Genomic DNA, 17992 nt, shown 5'->3' with positions numbered 1-17992 from the left:
GGGGGTGGAACAGTCGCTGAACACTCGTCCCGGCCCTGGCCGCCGCGGTTCCCGGCCGGTGATCCTGATGCGGTGACCAGCAGTGAAGTCGCCGCGCTCCCGCGGGCGTTCGGCGGGCCCGGCTGCGGGCCGGGGCAGTTCCGGGCGCCGTCCGGGATCGCCGTCGACACCCGCGGCCGCGTGTGGGTGGCGGACACCGGCAACGACCGCGTCCAGGCGTTCACCGGCGACGGCGCGCTCGTGCGCGTCCTGGCCGGGCGGCTCAAGGCACCGGAAGCGGTCACGGTCGACGCGGCGGGCAACGTCTACGTCGCCGACACCGGCAACCACCGGGTGGTGCAGTTCTCGTGGCAGGGCGGGTTCGTGCGCGAGTTCGGCGGCCTGGCCCGGCCCCGCGCCGTGGCGCTGGACCACGCCGGACGGCTGCTGGTCGACGACACCGGGCGCGTCGCCCGGTTCGACACCCGCACCGGCGCCGCGCTGTCCGACACCGCGGAGCCGATCGGCTCACCGCGGGACGTGGCCGGTGACGGCGCGGGCGGTGTCTGGGTCGCCGAGCCGGGCAACCACCGCATCGTCCACTTCGGAGCGTCTGGCTAGCTCTTCGAGATCGAGGCGGTCGCGCGCACGACGGCGGTGCAGCGGTTTTCGACGTAGGCGAGCCCGCCCGCTTCGGCGATGCGGCGCGCTTCGGCGGAGACGATGCCCTGCTGCAGCCACAGCGCCTTGGCGCCGATTTCGACGGCGTCGGCGGCGATGCCCGGCGCTTCGGGCGACGGCCGGAAGACGTCGACCAGGTCCACCGGCTCCGGGATGTCCTTCAGCGACCGGTACACCTTTTCGCCGAGCAGCTCGGTCGCGGTCGGGTGCACCGGGATGATCCGGAAGCCGTGGGCCTGCAGGACCGCGGGGACGCCGTGCGCCGCCTTCGCCGGGTCACGGCTCAGGCCCACGACGGCGATGGTCTTCGCGTCTCGGAGGATGTCCTCTGCGTTCATACCGGGAGAACGCGCGGCGAGGGTCAAAGCTTCCAGAGCCGCAGCCCGCGCACCCGGTAGACCGGCCACACGACGTGCCACGGCTTCCGGCGGGCGAAGGTCGCGGCGCAGGTCAGGATGTTGCGGGCGGACGTCGTCGCCACCTCGTGGCGGTCGGGCCAGATCTCGCCCTTGGCCCCGACGGCGATCCGGAACACGGTCAGCAGGCCCCGGCCCTGCAGGTCGTACTTCGCGCCGGTGTCCCCGGAGCCGGGGGCCAGCTCGGCGATTTCGGCGCCGAACGCGCGGGCCGCCTGCGGCGCGACCTCGGCGGGAACCACGCCGACACTGCGCGTAATCGCCTTGCCGTGCATGCGCCGCGCGTACCGGAACAGCAGCGCGCGCTCCCACCACGGCAGCAGCCGGTGGTGCCTGAGGAGGGCGGCGCACTCGCCGTGCCCGATCGCGAAGATGCTCGTGAGCTCGTCGTAGGCACCGTTCGTGGCCGGCTCGTTGAGGTGCAGCCGCACCTCGAACCGGGTGCGCGCGGTGAGTTCGTCGAGCAGCTCGCGGTGATCGAGCCGCGCCTTCGCGCGGGAGAGCGACCAGTCGGGCATCGGACCTCCAGACGTCGCGCACAGGCTAGTTGGCGCGCGACGCCCGGACCACGCTTTCAGCCGATCTTCTCGCCGTACATCTCGCCGAGCGGGTCGGAGATCAGCTCGACGCGGGCACCGTCCGGATCGGACAGGTAGATGGAGGTCTTGCTCTCCAGCAGGTACTGCACGCCGGCTTCGTCGAGCTTGTCCTTGATCGCGCTCCACCGTTCGGGCGTGACGGACAGGGCCAGGTGGTGCAGTCCACCGAGGACTTCGGCGTACGGGCCGAGGTCCAGGCCGGGCAGGTCGAAGAAAGCGACCGCGTTGCCGTTGCCGACGTCGAAGAAGAAGTGGCTGGAGCCGGGGTAGTCGCGGTTTTCGATGAGCTCGGTGAGCGGGAAGCCGAGGATGTCCTGGTAGAACTCGATGGTCCGCTCGACGTCACTGGAGATCAGCGCGGTGTGGTGGATGCCGCGCCCGTTCGTCGCCGGGCGTTCGGCGGCCGGGCGCAGGTGGCGCTCCCGCAGCTCGTCGCGGATCTCGGCGAGCTTGGCGACCTCGGCCTGGGTCGGTGCCATGTCCCTCACGTCCCTTCCTGGTGGTGCCTTCGACGGTACGCCCGATTTATCTCGCGCGCAAGAGATTGCGTGGCGAGAGTTCCGCTGGCCGGAACAACTTCGCTTGTGTGGCCGCGGCCGGCACGGCAGAGTCGCGGAGGTGGATGTCAGCAAGGTGCAGGAGGCCGCCTCGGCGCTGGCGCGGGCTTATGCCACGCGCGAGCCGATCGAGCCGCTGATCAAGACGTACCCGGACGCGGGCGTCGAGGACGCGTACCGGATCCAGCAGGAGCAGGTGCGCCACTGGGTCGAGGGCGGCGACGCCGTCCGCGGGCACAAGGTCGGCCTCGCGTCGGCGGCGATGCAGCGGCAGATGGGCGTCGACCAGCCCGACTACGGGCACCTGACCGGCAGCATGTTCCACCTGGAGCACCAGCCGATCCCGACGTCGGCGTTCCTGCAGCCGCGGATCGAGCCGGAGATCGCGTTCGTGCTCGGCTCGGCCCTGCGCGGCCCGGGCGTGACGGTCGCCGACGCGGTCCGCGCGGTCGAGTTCGTGCTGCCGTCGCTGGAGATCGTCGACTCCCGCATCCAGGACTGGAAGATCTCGCTGTTCGACACGATCTCCGACAACGCGTCGTCCGGCGGGGTGGTGCTGGGCAGCAGCCCCACTTCCTTGGGTTCGGTGGATCTGCGGCTCGCCGGGTGCGTGCTGTACCAGAACGGCACGGTGGCGGCGACGGGCGCGGGCGGCGCGGTGCTCGGTTCGCCGTTGAACTCGCTGGTGTGGCTGGCGAACACGGTGGGCCCGCTCGGCGTCACCCTGGAACCAGGGCACGTCGTGCTGCCGGGATCGATGACCCGCGCGATTCCGGTTTCGCCGGGCGACACGATCGTCGCCACCATCGCCGGGATCGGCAGCGTGACAGCGGTGTTTTCGGAGGAATCATGAACGTGCGCGAGGCGGCGGCTTCGCTGCTGGAGACGGCTTCGGAGCGCGAGCCGCTCTCGGCCGAGTGGGCGGACCTGGACGTCGACACGGCGTACGCGATCCAGGACGAGGCCCTGCGGCAGCGCCGGGCCCGCGGCGAGACGCTGGTCGGGGTGAAGCTGGGCCTGACGTCCCGGGCCAAGCAGCAGCGGATGGGCATCGACGCGCCGTTGCTGGCCTGGCTGACGGACGCGATGGTGCTGCCGGCCGGCGTCCCCGTGCCGCCGCTGATCCACCCGCGCGCGGAGCCGGAACTGGTCTTCGTCATGGGCCGCCGGCTGGCGGGCCCGGGCGTGACGGCGGCGACGGCCCTGGCCGCGGTCGACCGCGTGCACGGCGGCATCGAGGTGATCGACAGCCGGTACGCGGACTACCGGTTCACACTCCCGGACGCCGTCGCGGACAACGGCTCGTCGGCGTACTTCAGCGTGGGCCCGGTCGGCGTTCCTCCGTCTTCGTTGGACCTGTCCCTGGAGGCGGCCCTGCTGGAGGTCGACGGCCAGATCGTCGACACGGCCACGGGCGCGGCCGTGCTGGGCCACCCGGCGGAGGCGCTGGCCCTGGCGGCCAACGTCCTCGCGGCCCGGGGCCTGGCCCTGGAGCCGGGCTGGCTGGTGCTGACCGGCGGCATGACGGACGCGGTCCCGCTCCGCGGCACCTCCCGCGTCGCCGCCCACTTCTCCCACCTGGGCTCCCTGACCCTCGCCACCTGACCGTGTCGACCCTCCAATCACGCGAGATGCGCGCCCAATCACGCGAGTTCCGTCTCCAATCACGCGAGTGACGAGTACCGGCCCGGCTGTCCGGGTGTGCGGGGCGGTCATGGCGAGCCGTTGCGGTAGGCGCGGGCCTGGATCTCGTACAGCTCGTGGTAGACGCCGCCCGCTCGGATCAGGTCGTCGTGGGTGCCTTGCTCGATCAATCTCCCTTTCTCCAGTACCAGGATCCGGTCGGCCGAACGGATGTTGGCCAGGCGGTGGGTCACCAGGACCGTCGTGCGGCGGCCGCGGCCCGAGCGGCTCGCGTGCTGGAGACCCGCGAACACCCGGGCTTCGGCGCGGGCGTCGAGGGCCGCCGTGGGTTCGTCGGCCACCAGGACCGCGGCGTCGCGGTAGATGCCGCGCGCTATGCCCATGCGCTGCCACTGGCCGCCGGACAGGTCGTGCCCCTCGTCGAACTTCTTCGACAGCACGGTTTTCTCGCCGGCGGGCAGGGCGGCGATCACTTCGTCCGCGCCCGAGTAGTCGACCGCCTCGCGCCACGCCTGCCGCTCCGGGTCCGGCCGGCCGAGGCGGCCGACCGTGATGTTGTTCGCCGCCGTCATCGGCCACTCCGCCGGCTCCTGCGCTATCACCGCGATGTTCGCGTGGACCGAGGCCGGGTCGGCCCGCGCGAGGTCGACGTCGTCCCAGCTGACCGTGCCCTCGTCCGGTGGGTAGAGCCCGGTGAGCAGCTTGCCGAGCGTCGTCTTGCCCGAGCCGTTTTCGCCGACCAGCGCGACCACCTCGCCGCGCCGGATCGTCAGCGAGATGTCCCGCAGCGCCGGGCTTTCCCGGCCCGGGTACGTGAACGTGACGCCGTCGAGCCGGATCTCGGCCGGGTCGGCGGGCGCCGTCACCGACATCGGCGGTGGCTGCCGCTTCCGGGATTCTTCGAGCAGCTGGTTGTAGAACCCGATGTAGAACGAGTCCTCGTACAGCGAGTTGACCGCGCGCATGGTGTTGGACAGCGCCGTCGACGCCGTGCGCATCGCCAGCACCGCCGTGCCGGCCAGCGCCAGCTCCATCGCGCCGGTGTAGAGCAGCCAGCCGAGCACGAGGTACGCGACGGCCGTGCCGAAGCCCGCCGCGGCCCGCCCGCTGGTGCGCACCAGGTTGCTCCGGTGCGCCAGCCGGATCTCCTCGCGCATGAGGCTGCGCGAGATGCGCCGGTACTCGCCGAGCAGCGGCTCCTGCAGCGTCAGTGCGTGCCGTTCGAGGGCCATCGAGCGCCAGGTGGCGACCTCTTCGACGACGGACTTGCGGATGTTGCGCCCGACGGTGTCCAGGAAGTGCCGGTAGTTCAGCTTCGCGACACGCGCGGCGGCCCAGCCGTCGGCCGCCGCGGCGAGCAGCAGCACCGGCGCCAGCCACGGGTTGAGCAGCCCGGCCGTGATCATCGCCGCCGCCAGCGAGATCACCGACGACGTGAGGTCGGCCAGCCGGCGCAGGCTCGTCTCGATGGCCCGCACCCCGAACCGCGCGCCCTGCCGGGCCAGCTCCCGGAAGTCCGCGTCTTCGAACGCGATCAGCCCGACGCGCACCACCGACGCCGTCACCGCGTCGTCCGCCGCGGCGGTGACCCGTGGCCGCAACGCACCCTCGACGGCGGCCACGGCGGCGTCCAGCACCGCCCGCGCCGCGTACGACCCGGTGACGACCGCGATCGCCGGCAGCGACTGCAGCACCCGCTCCGGCGTCGGGCCCTGTTCGAGCAGTGCGGTGAAGACGTTCGCGGTGGCGAGCAGCCCGAACGCGGTGACGCAGCCGGAGACGACGTGCACGACGGCGGCCAGCAGCGTCAGCCGTGGCGACGTGCGCCACGCCAGCCGCAGCACGACCGAGATGGCCGTGGGCAGCGTGCGCACGGCCTGGGCGAAGCCCGCGGCGGCCACGCGTTCGTCGACGCGTGCCCACTCGGGCATCTTGACGTTTTCGACCCCGATCAGCGGGGGCGGGCCGGTGGTTGTGGACACGCCCTCATCTGTACTCCGGGGGTCTGACAGTTTCTGGCCCGCTACTGGCCCTTCCGGGTGTACCGAGCCCGCAGAAAGGGGCGGTACTCCGGGTTTTCACCCATCCGGATGTCGATTTCGTGCGTCAGCGTGCCGCCGTCCGGGGTGAGCCGGTGCCGGGCCACCCCGCGCGCGGTGTGCTTTTCGAGGGTCAGCGTCGCGCCGGTCCAGCGGCCGCGGCCGGGCGACTCGGGCGGGTAGCCGTAGCTGTCGAAGCCGTACCAGAGCGTCTCGCCGGTGGCCGGATCGGCGGTGAAGACGTTGTGGCCGAGGAACTCCGACCCGTCCTCGCGGTGCTGCCGGTAGTGCTGGACCACGGCGAACCCGTTGAGCGCCAAGCGGTATTCGCAGTCGGCGCGCGCGGTCGAGGCGGGTGCCCACGGCGAGGCGGCGAGCTCTTCGGTGCCGGTCCAGTCGCCGACGAGGGCCTTCAGCGCTTCGTGCGGGGGGCCGAGGCGGGGCATGTCCATGGTCGTCTCCATTTCGACAGGTACCTGTCGATGTGCGAGACTAGCACGCATGCGGTCCCATCGAGCCGAGACGTTCACCCGCGTGATCGACGCGGTCTTCGCCTGCAACGGCGGGTTCCTCGCCGCGGGCGACGCGCTGACGGCACCGGTCGGGCTCACGGCGGCCCAGTGGCAGGTGCTGGGCTTCCTCGAGGACGGCCCGGCGACGGCCGCGGAGGTGGCCCGCCGTCGTGGGTTGCGCCGGCAGAGTGTGCAGGAGACGGTGAACCGCTTGCTGCGCAACGGAATGCTGGACCGCCTGCCGAACCCGGCCGACGCGCGGGCGCCGCTGCTGGTGTTGACCCGGCGGGCGCGGGCGGCGCTGCGGGAGTTGGGGGAGGCGCAGGTCGCGTGGGCGGAGGAGATCGCGGCCGAGGTGCCGGCGGCGGATTTGGAGACCACGCTGCGGACGTTGCGGCGGTTGCGGGAGGCGGTCGCTCAGCCGCGGTTGCTGTGAGCGGCGCCTGGTGGGGTGGCCGCGGTCGGGTTCGCTGGGGGTGGCTGGGTGGTTGCGGTCGGCGGGCGTGCCGGGGCCGGCCGCAGCTGGGGTCGTTGGGGTGGCTGAGGCGCGGTCGCTCTGGCGTGGTGCACGGCGGGCCCGGGCTGGGGCCGGTCGGCTGTAGCTGGGCTCGGCGAGGCGTGCGGGGCCGGGCGGCCGCGGGATGCCGGCGGGTCTGGTCCGTCGCTTGCCGTGGCTCAGCGGGCCGCGCCTGGGCCGGGCAGGAGGTCCACGTCGCCGGCGTGCATGGGTTTGCCGCAGTGGGTGCAGTGGAGGTCGATCGTGGCTATTTCGCCGCAGGCGTGGTGGCGGTAGAGCACCGGGGGGCCTGCCTTGCCCGCCAGCCACTTGTCGCCCCAGCGGGTCATGGCCATGAGCATGTCGACCAGCTCTGTGCCCTTCTCCGTCAGCACGTACTCGTAGCGTGGGCGGCGGTCGTACGGGCGGCGCTCGAGGACCTCCTCGGCCACCAGGTGGTTGAGCCGCTCGGTGAGCACCTTGCGCGAGATGCCGAGGTCCGCCTGGAGCTGCTCGAACCGGCTGATCCCGGCCCACACGTCGCGCAGGATCAGGGGTGACCACGGCTCGCCGATGACGTCGAGGGTGCGCGCGATCGAGCACGCGGCCAGTTCGCTGAAGTTCGTGCGCTGCATGCGACCAGATTAGCACTTGGGGTTCCCTTAAGGAACTGAGACTGCTACGGTTCTGGAGTCTCCCGAAGGAACCCAGAAGGGATTGCCGCGATGAGCAAGGTCATCAGCGCCCACGCCGTGTCGGTCGACGGCTACATCACCGGCCGCGGCGCTCGGCCCGGGCAGGGCCTCGGCGACGGCGGGACGCTCTTCGACTGGTACTCCGACGGGGACACCCCGAGCCGGGTCTTCGACTTCTTCAAGCTCAGCGAGCCGAGCGCCCGCGTCTTCGACTCGCTCGCCGGCCGCGTCGGCGCGATCGTGGCGGGCCGCAACACCTACGAGGACTCGGAGCACTTCGGTGGCGGCAGCCCGCACCCGGACGCCCCGCTGTTCCTGGTCAGCCACCGGCCCGCGCCGGAGCTGACCGAGCGGCAGACCCTCGTCGGCAACGTCGAGGACGCCATCGCGGCAGCCCGCGAGGCAGCCGGTGGCAAGGACGTCGGCCTGATGGGTGGCGGCGTCCTCGCCTCGGCGCTGCGGGCCGGGCTCGTCGACGAAATCGTGCTGCACCAGGTGCCCGTGCTGCTCGGCGGTGGCCGGCCCTTCTTCCAGGAGCTGCCTTCGCACGTGCGGCTCAACCTGCTCGAGGCCGTGGCCGCGCCCGGCGTCACCCACCTCCACTACTCCGTCGCCTGAACCCCTTCAAGGAGCTGACCATGCTTGACGCCGACGTCCGCCGCATCCTCGCCACGACCGCCACCGGTCACCTGGCCACTGTCCTGCCCGACGGCGGGCCGCACTCGGTGCCGGTCTGGGTCGACCCGGAGGGCGACCGCATCGCCGTCCTCACCGGCCCGGACTCGCGCAAGGCCCGCAACCTGCGGCGTGACCCGCGGGTCGCGCTTTCGCTGACCCCGGTGGACAACCCGTTCGAGCCGGTGATCATCCGCGGCCGGGTGGCGGAGTGGGTCGAGGGTGACGCCGCCTGGGCGATCGTGGACCGGATCGCGACCAAGTACACCGGCGGGCCGTACCCGCGGGAGCAAGAGCGGGTCGTCCTCCTGATCGAGGTCGAGCGCCAAAGCGTGGGGATGGGCTGACGTCAGTCGGGCTTCACCCCCAGCAGCGCCAGGAACGTGCGGAACCCGGCGGACATGTCGACCTCCTCCGGGTCGAGGAGCCACTGCAGCTGCAGGCCGTCCAGGACCGCGACGGCCAGGGGTGCCAGCTGTTCCGGAGTGGTGCCCGGGGGCAGCTCGTCGCGGTGGCGCTCGAGCATCTGCGTCATGCCCGCCCGGACCCGGGCGTAGCGGTCGTGGAAGTACTGCCGCGCCGGGTGGTCCTCCGTGACGCTGTCCGCCGACAACACCGTGTACGTCTGGACTATCCCCGGCCGCGTGGCGTTGTAGTCGACCAGCTCCGCCAGCTGGCTCACCGAAATGGCCGACGGGTCACCCGGGCGGGCGTGGCCGAAGTGCAGCAGGTCCCACTCGTCGCGGGTCTCCAGCACCGCCGCCAGCAGGTCTTCCTTCGTCGGGAAGTAGTGCATCAGCCCCTGCTGCGTCAGCCCGACGCGCTCGGCTACCGCGGCCAGTGACGTGCCGCGGTAGCCGCGCTCGGCGATCACCTCGAACGCCGCGCGGACGATGCTGGCTCGGCGGTCGGCGCCCCTGGCCCGGGTCATGATCCCGAGCCTACGGCAGAAAATGTCACGAGAACATAACGTTCACTACCCATCGCCAGGTAGGGTGACGGCAGGACCGCTCCCGGAGGATGCGCATGAGCTTCGACGTCGACGCCCTGCTGGCCGAACTCGACCTGGACGAGAAGGCGAGCCTGCTCGCCGGCCAGGACGTCTGGTCCCTGCCCGCGCTCAAGCGGATCGGGCTCGCCTCCCTGGTGCTCTCCGACGGCCCGGTGGGCGTCCGCGGGACGCACTGGAGCCCGGACGACCCTTCCGTGACGCTGCCCAGCCCGACCGCGCTCGCCGCGAGCTGGGACCCGCGCCTTGCGGTCAAGGCCGGCCGCCTGCTCGCGCAGGAAGCCCGGCGCAAGGGCGTGCACGTGCTGCTCGCACCCACGGTCAACCTCCACCGCTCGCCACTGGGCGGACGGCACTTCGAGTGCTACTCCGAAGACCCCCTCCTCACCGGGATGATCGGCGCCGGCTACGTCACCGGCGTGCAGGACGGCGGAGTCGGCGTCACGGTCAAGCACTTCGTCGCCAACGACTTCGAGACCGAACGCTTCACCGTGGACGTACGCGTGAGCGAGCGCGCGCTGCGCGAGCTCTACCTCGCGCCGTTCGAAATCATCGTCCGGCGCGCGAAGCCGTGGGGGATCATGGCCGCCTACAACGGTGTCAACGGCGCCACGATGACCCAGCACGCCGAACTGGTCAACGGCGTGCTGCGCGGCGAATGGGGTTTCGACGGCTTCGTGGTCTCCGACTGGCTGGCCGCGCGCGACACCGTCGCCTCCGCCAACGGCGGCCTCGACGTGGCCATGCCCGGCCCCCGCACGGTGTTCGGCGCCCGGCTCGCCGAAGCGGTGCGCGGCGGCGAAGTCGACAAGGCCGTGGTCGACGCCATGGCGCGCCGCGTGCTCCTGCTCGCGCACCGGACCGGCGCGCTGGGTGACGGCCCCGCACCCGGATCGTCCGATGTGGACGGTGAGGCGGTCGCGCGCGAGGTCGCGCACCGGTCGTTCGTGCTGCTCCGCAACGAAACCGGCGTGCTGCCGCTGCGAAACCCGCAGAGCATCGCGCTCGTCGGCGCGCTCGCCGCGGACCCGAAGATCCTCGGCGGCGGCAGTGCCACCGTGTTCCCTGATCACATCGTCTCCCCTCTGGACGGCCTCAAGGCCGCCGTTCCCGCTGGTACCGAGCTCGCTTACGCACCCGGTGCCGATCCGCGCACGACGTTACCGACCGCCACCGACAATTTCCGGCTCCGCGCGACCGCCCGCGCCGCCGACGGCACCGAGCTCGCGGAATTTCCGTTGCGCCAGGCCAGGATCGACTGGATCGGCGAACTGCCGGCCGGCCTCGACATCGGCGCCCTCGGCTCGGTCGAGATCGCCGGCACGTTCCTCCCCGACCGCAGCGGCACGCACACCTTCGGCATCACCGGTCCGGGCGACCTGCGCCTCACCGTCGCCGGCCACACCGTCTTCGACGGCGTGAACCTCCCCGAAGGCGGCGACATCTTCACGTCCGTCATGCAGGTCCACGAGCAGCGGCGCGAGGTCGAGCTGACCGCGGGCGAGCCGGTCGACGTCAGCCTGACCTACTGGATCCCGTCGGAGATGGCGGAGTTCGCCAGGGGCACCTTCGCCTGGGTCACCTTCGCGCTCGGCCACCGCGGCCCGGTACCCGACCCGGACGCGAGCCTCGACGAAGCCGTTGCGCTGGCGGCGAAGTCGGAGGTCGCCGTGGTCGTGGTCGGCACGACCGCCGAGGTCGAGAGCGAAGGCTTCGACCGGACGTCCCTCGCACTGCCCGGCCGCCAGGACGAACTCGTCGCGCGCGTCGCCGAAGCGAACCGGAACACCGTCGTGGTCGTCAACGCCGGCTCCCCGGTGGAGATGCCGTGGCGCGACGACGTCGCCGCGGTGCTGCTCACGTGGTTCCCTGGTCAGGCCGGCGGCGACGCGCTCGCCGACGTCCTCTTCGGCAGCGAAGAGCCCGGCGGCCGCCTGCCCACGACGTGGCCGGCGAAGCTGGAAGACGCGCCGGTCACCAACGTGACGCCGGAAGACGGCGCGCTCGAATACGACGAAGGCGTGTACATCGGCTACGGCGCTTGGGCGCGCACCGACCGGCGACCCGCGTACTGGTTCGGCCACGGCGAGGGCTACACGACGTGGAAGTACGAAGAACTCGACGTCTACCCGGACGAAGAAGGCGGCGCACGCATCCGGGTCCGGGTACGCAACACCGGAACGCGCAAGGGGCGCGAAGTCGTGCAGGTGTACCTCGTCCCGACCGAACGCGGCGACCGCCCGCAGCGCTGGCTCGCCGGGTTCGCGAGCGTCGAAGCCCCACCCGGCGAAGCAGTGGAGGCCGACATCGCCGTCACATCGCGCTCGGCCGAGGTCTGGCGTGACGGCTGGCAGCACATCGCGGGCGAGTACGTCGTGGAGGCGTCGCACTCCTACGCCGAACCGCGGCTGAGCACGCGGGTGGTGCTGCAGAAAATCCGTTGATCACCGCGGGCGGGGGCCGCTAGGGTGGCCGCAGCACCCTCGAACGGGAGAAAGGAGGTGGGAACGATGATCACGCAACCGATCACGCGCTCCCACCTCGCTGCGAGGGTGCCGGCTGTCTGACCGGGAGCGCGTACTCCTGGAAGGATCTTCATGACCGATCTGGTCATCCGCTCGCTCGTTGCGGGCGAAGAAGCACTGTTCACCTCCCTGCCCGACCGCGGTCTCGTCGGCCGCAAGCTGCTCGGCGACGACTTCGTCGAGATGGCGAAGCGAGGCGAATACCCGCCCGAGCGGGTCTGGGTCGCGCTGCGCGACGACGTCGTCGTGGCCCGTGCCGCCTGGTGGGCCAAGTCCGGCGACGAAGACCCGATCGCCCTGGACTGGTTCGACTTCACCGACTTCGACGCGGCCGTCGAGCTGCTGAAGACGGCGCCGTTGCGTGCCGAGTACGCCCTGCACGCCCCACCGGGGTGGCAGGACGATCCGGCCGTCGCGGCCGAGGTCGACGCCCGGGTGGCGGCGGCGGAGAAGGCCGGCTACCGCAAGCTCGTCGAGCGCTACCGCTTCCGCTGGACGCCGGAAAACGGCCTGCCGGAGAAGCCCGGCAGGCTCGAGTTCCGGCCGGAGCCGGACGACGACGTCATCCTCGAGGTCTTCAAGCGGGTGCACGTCGGCAGCCTTGACGCGCACACGCGGAAGACGGTCGAGGAGCACGGCGCCGACGCGGCCGCGCAGGAAGACCTCGACATCATGAAGTGGATGCCGGCGCCCCGGGAGTGGTGGCGGCTGGCGTACACGCCCGAAGGCGAGCTGGTCGGCCTCGTCCTGCCGAGCCGCAACGTCTACGACCCGGTGGTCGGCTATGTCGCCGTGGTGCCCGAGCAGCGGGGCCACGGCTACGCCTACGACCTGCTGGTCGAGGCCACGCACGACCTCGTCGGCTACGGCGCCGACCGGATCGTCGCGGGCACCGACGTAGGCAACGTCCCGATGGCCAAGGCCTTCGCGAAGGCGGGTTACCCGGTGGCCCAGCACCGCATCGACCTGGCCTGAGCGGCACTTTCACGTGAAAGTGCCCAAGCGGCACTTTCACGTGAAAGTGCCCAAGCGGTAGTCTAGCTAGAGCGATCTATCAAATCGGGGGCGTGATGGACAAGGGACTGGCACCGCTTCGCTTGATTCTCGCGTTCTCATTGCTCAGTACGACGATCCACTACGCGCACAACACCGTCCGATACGCGGACTACCCGCAGCTGCAGGGCATCTCGGTCCTCGCCGGCGGCATCGTCGTCGCCGTCACCTGGGTGTTGCTGACGGCGTTCGGCTGGCTCGGCTACCGCGCGTACACCCAGGGCCGGTACCACCGCGCGCTGGCGTTCCTCCTGGTGTACTCCCTGGCCGGCCTGGTCACGCTCGGCCACTTCCTGACCGGCGTCCCGCAGATTCCCGCCTTCTGGTTCGCGACGATCTTCACCGACGCCGCGGCCGGGCTCGCGCTGTGGGCCTTCGTGTTCCGGTCCTGGGCCACGCTCAACCGGGTGACCACCCGAGATCAAGTTTCTACACAACATTGACGTCCGTCTGACTCATGTAGACAATCGAGGAGTGACCACCACCACACCGGTTGCCTTCGACCGCCGTCCGGACGAGTACCGCCACTGGCGCCTGCGGGTCGACGGGGAGGTGGCCTGGCTGGAAATGGACGTCGACGAGCAGGGTGGGCTCGTCCCGGGCTACGAGCTCAAGCTCAACTCCTACGACCTCGGCGTCGACATCGAGCTGTACGACGCCACGCAGCGGCTGCGGTTCGAGCACCCCGAGGTCCGCGTGGTCATCGTGACCAGCGCCAAGGACAAGGTGTTCTGCGCCGGCGCGAACATCCGCATGCTCGCCGCGTCGGAGCACCACTGGAAGGTCAACTTCTGCAAGTTCACCAACGAGACGCGCAACGGCATGGAGGACGCCACCGAGAACTCGGGCCAGGTCTACGTCGCCGCGGTGAACGGCCCCTGCGCCGGCGGCGGCTACGAAATCGCGCTGGCCTGCGAAAAGATCTTCCTGATCGACGACAACTCCTCGACCGTCGCGTTGCCGGAGGTGCCGCTGCTGGGCGTGCTGCCCGGCACCGGCGGCCTCACCAGGGTCGTCGACAAGCGCCGCGTGCGCCGGGACCTCGCCGACGTCTTCGCCACGCGCCCGGACGGCGTCAAGGGCAAGACGGCGGTCGACTGGCGGCTGGTCGACGAACTGGTGCCACGGCAGGACTTCCGCGAGAAGGTCCTCGAAAAGGCGCGGGAACTCGCCCGCGAGTCCGGAAAACAAGCCGACCACGGCATCGAGCTGACCCCGCTCCAGCATCGCTATGTCGACATCGAGGTGGAGCCGAGCCAGGCCACCATCACCATCAAGGGGCCCGAAAACGACCCCGGTGACCTGCACGAAGAAGGCGCGGACGGCTGGTTCCTCGCCATGACCCGCGAGCTGGACGACGCCATCCTGCGGCTGCGCACCAACGAGGTCGAAGCCGGCACGTGGATCCTGCGGACCCAGGGCGACCCCGCGAAGGTCAAAGCGCACGAAGCGGCCGTGCTGGGGCAGAAGGACTGGCTCGCCAACGAAATCACGCACTACTTCAAGCGCACGCTCAAGCGCCTCGACGTCACCAGCCGCAGCCTGATCGCGCTCATCGAACCGGGCAGCTGCTTCACCGGCCCGCTGCTGGAGATCGCGCTGGCCGCGGACCGCCAGTACATCCTGGACGGCCCGCCGATCGACGACGAAGACAGCGACGAACGCGCGTCGATCTGCCTCACCGAAGCCAATTTCGGCGCGTTCCCGATGGGCAACGGCCTCACCCGCCTGCAGGCGCGGTTCTACGGCGACGACGACCACCTCACCTGGCTTGCCCGCGAGAAGGACCGCGAGCTCAGCGCCGCCGAAGCCCTCGAACTCGGCTTGGTCACCGACGCCCCGGACGACCTCGATTGGGAGGACGAGATCCGGATCGCCCTCGAAGGCCGCGCGTCGCTCTCCCCGGACGCGCTCACCGGGATGGAGGCCAACCACCGGTTCGTCGGTCCCGAGACCATCGAGACCAAGATCTTCGGCCGGCTGGCGGCTTGGCAGAACTGGATTTTCACCCGGCCGAACGCATCCGGCCCGGAAGGGGCGCTGCGCCGCTACGGTACGGGACAGAAGGCCGTCTTCGACAGGAAGCGGGTCTAGCGCAGATGCCCGAGAAGATCGACTACGACGCCAAGATCCCCAACAACGTCAACCTCTCCGAGGACCGCAGGCTGCAGCGGGCGCTGGAGGGCTGGCAGCCGAAGTTCCTGCACTGGTGGGGCGAGATGGGGCCGACGCTGGAGACCCAGGGCGTCTACCTGCGCACCGCCGTGAGCGTCGGCCGGGAAGGCTGGGCGCACTTCGACCACGTCAACGTCCCCGACTACCGCTGGGGCATCTTCCTCGCCGAGCGCGACCCCGACCGCCGGATCGCCTTCGGGGAGCACAAGGGCGAGCCGGTCTGGCAGCAGGTGCCCGGCGAATACCGCGCCGACCTGCAGCGGCTGATCGTCATCCAGGGCGACACCGAGCCGGCGTCGGTCGAGCAGCAGAAGCTCCTCGGCCTGACCGCGCCGAGCCTGTACGACCTGCGGAACCTGTTCCAGGTCAACGTCGAAGAAGGCCGGCACCTGTGGGCGATGGTGTACCTGCTGCACGCCTACTTCGGCCGCGAAGGCCGTGACGAGGCCGAAGGGCTGCTGCTGCGCAACTCGGGTAGTCCCGACGCGCCCCGCATCCTCGGCGCGTTCAACGAGGAAACCGCCGACTGGCTGGCCTTCTACATGTTCACCTACTTCACCGACCGCGACGGGAAGTACCAGCTCGGCACGCTCAAGGAGTCCTCCTTCGACCCGCTCTCGCGCACCTGCGAGTTCATGCTGAAGGAGGAGGCGCACCACATGATGGTCGGCACCACCGGCGTCGACCGCGTGGTGATCCGCAGTGCCGAGCTGATCCGCGAACACGACACCCACGACATCGGCCCGCACGGCGGCATCCCGCTCGACATCATCCAGAAGTACATCAACTTCCACTACACGGTGTCCCTGGACCTGTTCGGCAGCGAGACGTCGACGAACGCGGCGAACTACTACACCGCCGGGCTCAAGGGCCGCTGGCAGGAGACCCGCCGCAAGGACGACCACAAGCTCACCGAGGACGCCCGCACGCTGGAGCGGCCGACCGGCGACGGCACCTGGACCACCGAGGAGATGCAGGCGATCCTGCTGCTGAACCTCGACCTGCGCAGCGAGTACGTGGCCGACTGCCAGACCGGCGTGAAGCGCTGGAACAAGATCCTCTCCGACGCCGGCATCGACCACTCGTTCCGGCTTCCGCACCCTGGCTTCAACCGCGAAGTGGGCATAAACTCCGGCCACCACGTCACTCCCGACGGCACCATCGTCGACGAGGCGACCTGGGAGGCAGGCAAGCGCAAGTGGCTGCCCACGACCGAGGACCTCACGTTCGTGCGCTCGCTGATGCGCCCGGTGTACGAGCGGGGGAAGATCGCGAGCTGGGTCGCGCCGCCGCGGCAGGGCATCAACGGGAAGCCCATCGACTACGAGTACGTGTACCTCACGTAGGAGGCCTGGTGGCGACAGGGTTCAATGCCGCGGAGTACCTGCTCTCGGCCGGGCACCCGGACGCGACCGCGGTCGTGTCGCCCCGCCGTTCACTCACCTACGCCGAGCTGGCTGCCGAGTCCCGGCGCGTCGCCGGCGGCCTGCTCGAACTCGGCGTGCGGCCCGAAGAGCGGGTCATGTTCTGCATGGTCGACGACGTCGAGCTGCTCTCCGGCATCCTCGGCGCGATGCTGGCCGGCGCGGTCGCCGTCCCGGTGTCGACCATGGTCACCGGGCCCGAGCTGGGCCAGGTGCTGGCCGACTCGCGGGCGCGCGTGCTGTGCGTGTCCGGGGAGTTCGCCGGGCAGGCGCTGACGGCGTTGGAGCAGGCTCCCGAGGTCACCGACGTCGTGCTCGACCGCTGCGACGGCGCCGGGTTCGGCGTCCGGACGCACGACTGGCCGTCGCTGACCGGTTCGTTCCACAATGGACGGACCTGGGAAGATTCGCCCGCGCTGTGGCTGTACACGTCGGGGACGACCGGGCAGCCGAAGGGCGCGATGCACCGGCACGCGAGCATCCGCGCGGTCTGTGAGACGTACGCCCGCAGCGTGCTCGCGACGACGTCGGCGGACCGGTTCCTGTCCGTGCCGAAGCTGTTCTTCGCCTACGGGCTGGGGAATTCTTGCTTCTTCCCGCTCGGCGCGGGCGGCACGACGCTGCTCGAGCCTTCGCGGCCGACGCCCGCGTTGTTCGCGCGACGTGCCGGCGAAGAGCGGCCGTCACTGTTCTTCGCGGTTCCGACGTTCTACGCGGCTTTGCTCGCCAGCGACGTCCCGGACGACTCGTTCTCTTCGGTGCGGTACGCGGTTTCGGCGGGCGAGCCGCTGCCCGCGTCGCTGTTCGAACGGTTCCGCGCCCGCTTCGGGCTGGAGATCCTCGACGGCATCGGGTCGACCGAGGCCCTGCACATCTTCCTGTCGAACCAGCCGGGTTCGGTGCGGCCGGGCAGCACCGGCGTCCCGGTGCCCGGGTATTCGGTGCAGCTCCGCGACGAAGCCGGGGCGGTGATCGACGCCGCCGGCCAGCCGGGCGAGCTGTTCGTGGCCGGCCCGTCGACGGCGACCGGGTACTGGGCCCGGTACGACGCCACGAAGCTCGTCTTCCAGGGCGAGTGGCTGCGGACCGGCGACAGCTACGTCCGGAACGAGGACGGGACGTTTTCCTGCCTGAGCCGGTTCGGCGACATGCTGAAGGCGGGCGGGATCTGGGTGTCACCGTCCGAAGTGGAGGAACGGCTGCGGCAGCACCCGGCGGTGGCCGAGGTCGCGGTCGTCGCGGCGCCGGACGCCGACGGCCTCGACAAGCCGGTGGCGTGCGTGGTGCCCGCACCCGGCTTCGCGCTGGACCCGGACGAGCTGATCGAGTTCTGCCGCGAGGGCCTGGCCGCGTTCAAGCGCCCGCGCGGGGTGGTCGAGCTGCCGGAGCTGCCGAAGACGGCGACCGGCAAGATCCGCCGGAACGTGATCCGCGAGCAGGTCCGCGACGTGCTGCGGACGGTGCCCAGCCCGTGATCGACGGGCACTTCGTCACTGGCCTGGCGAAGCCGAAC

19 protein-coding genes are annotated in these 17992 nt (G+C 70.9%); 12 read left to right on the top strand and 7 right to left on the bottom strand.

The features are described from left to right. Positions 1–72: 72 nt before the first annotated feature. The gene (locus BLW76_RS45430; protein ID WP_091318665.1) at positions 73–600 is read left to right on the top strand and encodes an NHL repeat-containing protein; all 528 of its coding nucleotides are present in this window, start codon (positions 73–75) and stop codon (positions 598–600) included. On the opposite strand, the gene BLW76_RS45425 is transcribed toward BLW76_RS45430, so the two are convergent. From BLW76_RS45425 to BLW76_RS45415, 3 genes are read right to left on the bottom strand one after another with little or no spacing between them, the layout of a single operon-like run. Then, on the bottom strand, positions 597–998 hold the full coding sequence (locus BLW76_RS45425; protein WP_091318664.1) for a CoA-binding protein: 402 nt from the start codon (positions 996–998) through the stop codon (positions 597–599). The genes BLW76_RS45430 and BLW76_RS45425 overlap by 4 nt on opposite strands. A gap of 23 nt (positions 999–1021) precedes the next feature. Beyond that, a complete protein-coding gene (locus BLW76_RS45420; RefSeq protein ID WP_091318662.1) occupies positions 1022–1594 on the bottom strand; it encodes a hypothetical protein in 573 nt (190 codons plus the stop codon). 56 nt (positions 1595–1650) lie between these two features. After that, a complete protein-coding gene (locus tag BLW76_RS45415; RefSeq protein ID WP_167384942.1) occupies positions 1651–2154 on the bottom strand; it encodes a VOC family protein in 504 nt (167 codons plus the stop codon). Between the two features lie 139 nt (positions 2155–2293). On the opposite strand from BLW76_RS45415, the gene BLW76_RS45410 reads away from it, so the two are divergent. Both BLW76_RS45410 and BLW76_RS45405 read left to right on the top strand, forming a co-directional pair. Continuing rightward, positions 2294–3085 (top strand): 2-keto-4-pentenoate hydratase, encoded by a 792-nt coding sequence (locus BLW76_RS45410; RefSeq protein ID WP_091318659.1) that lies wholly within the window; start codon positions 2294–2296, stop codon positions 3083–3085. After that, the gene (locus BLW76_RS45405; protein WP_208613507.1) at positions 3082–3837 is read left to right on the top strand and encodes a 2-keto-4-pentenoate hydratase; all 756 of its coding nucleotides are present in this window, start codon (positions 3082–3084) and stop codon (positions 3835–3837) included. Before BLW76_RS45410 ends, BLW76_RS45405 begins: the two co-directional genes overlap by 4 nt. A 107-nt stretch (positions 3838–3944) precedes the next feature. On the opposite strand, the gene BLW76_RS45400 is transcribed toward BLW76_RS45405, so the two are convergent. Together BLW76_RS45400 and BLW76_RS45395 are read right to left on the bottom strand one after the other, a co-directional pair. Then, positions 3945–5858, bottom strand: coding sequence for an ABC transporter ATP-binding protein (locus BLW76_RS45400; RefSeq protein ID WP_091318657.1), 1914 nt, complete (start codon positions 5856–5858; stop codon positions 3945–3947). A 41-nt stretch (positions 5859–5899) separates the two neighbouring features. Further along, the gene (locus BLW76_RS45395) at positions 5900–6367 is read right to left on the bottom strand and encodes a DUF1579 family protein (protein ID WP_244170625.1); all 468 of its coding nucleotides are present in this window, start codon (positions 6365–6367) and stop codon (positions 5900–5902) included. Between the two features lie 49 nt (positions 6368–6416). On the opposite strand from BLW76_RS45395, the gene BLW76_RS45390 reads away from it, so the two are divergent. Next, positions 6417–6863, top strand: coding sequence for a MarR family winged helix-turn-helix transcriptional regulator (locus BLW76_RS45390; protein WP_091318654.1), 447 nt, complete (start codon positions 6417–6419; stop codon positions 6861–6863). Positions 6864–7102: 239 nt separating this feature from the next. Here the strand turns inward: BLW76_RS45390 and BLW76_RS45385 are convergent, their stop codons facing one another. Then, positions 7103–7558 carry a winged helix-turn-helix transcriptional regulator gene (locus BLW76_RS45385; RefSeq protein WP_091318652.1) on the bottom strand — a complete coding sequence of 152 codons (456 nt, stop codon included), beginning with the start codon at positions 7556–7558 and terminating at the stop codon, positions 7103–7105. Between the two features lie 90 nt (positions 7559–7648). Between BLW76_RS45385 and BLW76_RS45380 the strand changes: the two genes are divergently transcribed. Both BLW76_RS45380 and BLW76_RS45375 read left to right on the top strand, forming a co-directional pair. After that, positions 7649–8236: a dihydrofolate reductase family protein gene (locus BLW76_RS45380; protein WP_091318651.1), complete on the top strand. Its 588-nt coding sequence runs from the start codon at positions 7649–7651 to the stop codon at positions 8234–8236. A 20-nt stretch (positions 8237–8256) separates the two neighbouring features. Further along, on the top strand, positions 8257–8640 hold the full coding sequence (locus tag BLW76_RS45375; protein WP_091318649.1) for a PPOX class F420-dependent oxidoreductase: 384 nt from the start codon (positions 8257–8259) through the stop codon (positions 8638–8640). A gap of 2 nt (positions 8641–8642) precedes the next feature. On the opposite strand, the gene BLW76_RS45370 is transcribed toward BLW76_RS45375, so the two are convergent. Continuing rightward, positions 8643–9224 (bottom strand): TetR/AcrR family transcriptional regulator, encoded by a 582-nt coding sequence (locus BLW76_RS45370; RefSeq protein WP_091318648.1) that lies wholly within the window; start codon positions 9222–9224, stop codon positions 8643–8645. Between the two features lie 95 nt (positions 9225–9319). Here BLW76_RS45370 and BLW76_RS45365 point away from each other — a divergent pair, with 95 nt between their 5' ends. The 6 genes from BLW76_RS45365 to BLW76_RS45340 all read left to right on the top strand — a co-directional run bounded on the left by BLW76_RS45365 (position 9320) and on the right by BLW76_RS45340 (position 17954). Beyond that, the gene (locus tag BLW76_RS45365) at positions 9320–11746 is read left to right on the top strand and encodes a beta-glucosidase H (RefSeq protein WP_091318646.1); all 2427 of its coding nucleotides are present in this window, start codon (positions 9320–9322) and stop codon (positions 11744–11746) included. A 153-nt stretch (positions 11747–11899) separates the two neighbouring features. Continuing rightward, positions 11900–12802 carry a GNAT family N-acetyltransferase gene (locus BLW76_RS45360; RefSeq protein WP_091318645.1) on the top strand — a complete coding sequence of 301 codons (903 nt, stop codon included), beginning with the start codon at positions 11900–11902 and terminating at the stop codon, positions 12800–12802. 95 nt (positions 12803–12897) lie between these two features. Beyond that, entirely contained in the window at positions 12898–13323 is a 426-nt protein-coding gene (locus tag BLW76_RS45355) for a hypothetical protein (RefSeq protein WP_208613629.1), read from the top strand. A 31-nt stretch (positions 13324–13354) separates the two neighbouring features. Beyond that, entirely contained in the window at positions 13355–14974 is a 1620-nt protein-coding gene (boxC, locus tag BLW76_RS45350) for a 2,3-epoxybenzoyl-CoA dihydrolase (RefSeq protein WP_091318643.1), read from the top strand. A 5-nt stretch (positions 14975–14979) separates the two neighbouring features. Continuing rightward, positions 14980–16401 (top strand): benzoyl-CoA 2,3-epoxidase subunit BoxB, encoded by a 1422-nt coding sequence (gene boxB, locus BLW76_RS45345; protein ID WP_091318642.1) that lies wholly within the window; start codon positions 14980–14982, stop codon positions 16399–16401. Positions 16402–16409: 8 nt separating this feature from the next. Further along, positions 16410–17954 (top strand): benzoate-CoA ligase family protein, encoded by a 1545-nt coding sequence (locus BLW76_RS45340; protein ID WP_091318640.1) that lies wholly within the window; start codon positions 16410–16412, stop codon positions 17952–17954. Positions 17955–17992 lie beyond the last annotated feature (38 nt).

Origin of the sequence: Amycolatopsis tolypomycina (genome assembly GCF_900105945.1) — a bacterium.
Classification (GTDB): domain Bacteria; phylum Actinomycetota; class Actinomycetes; order Mycobacteriales; family Pseudonocardiaceae; genus Amycolatopsis; species Amycolatopsis tolypomycina.
Note: the sequence above shows the minus strand (reverse complement) of the source record. Positions and strands in the feature narration are given on the sequence as shown.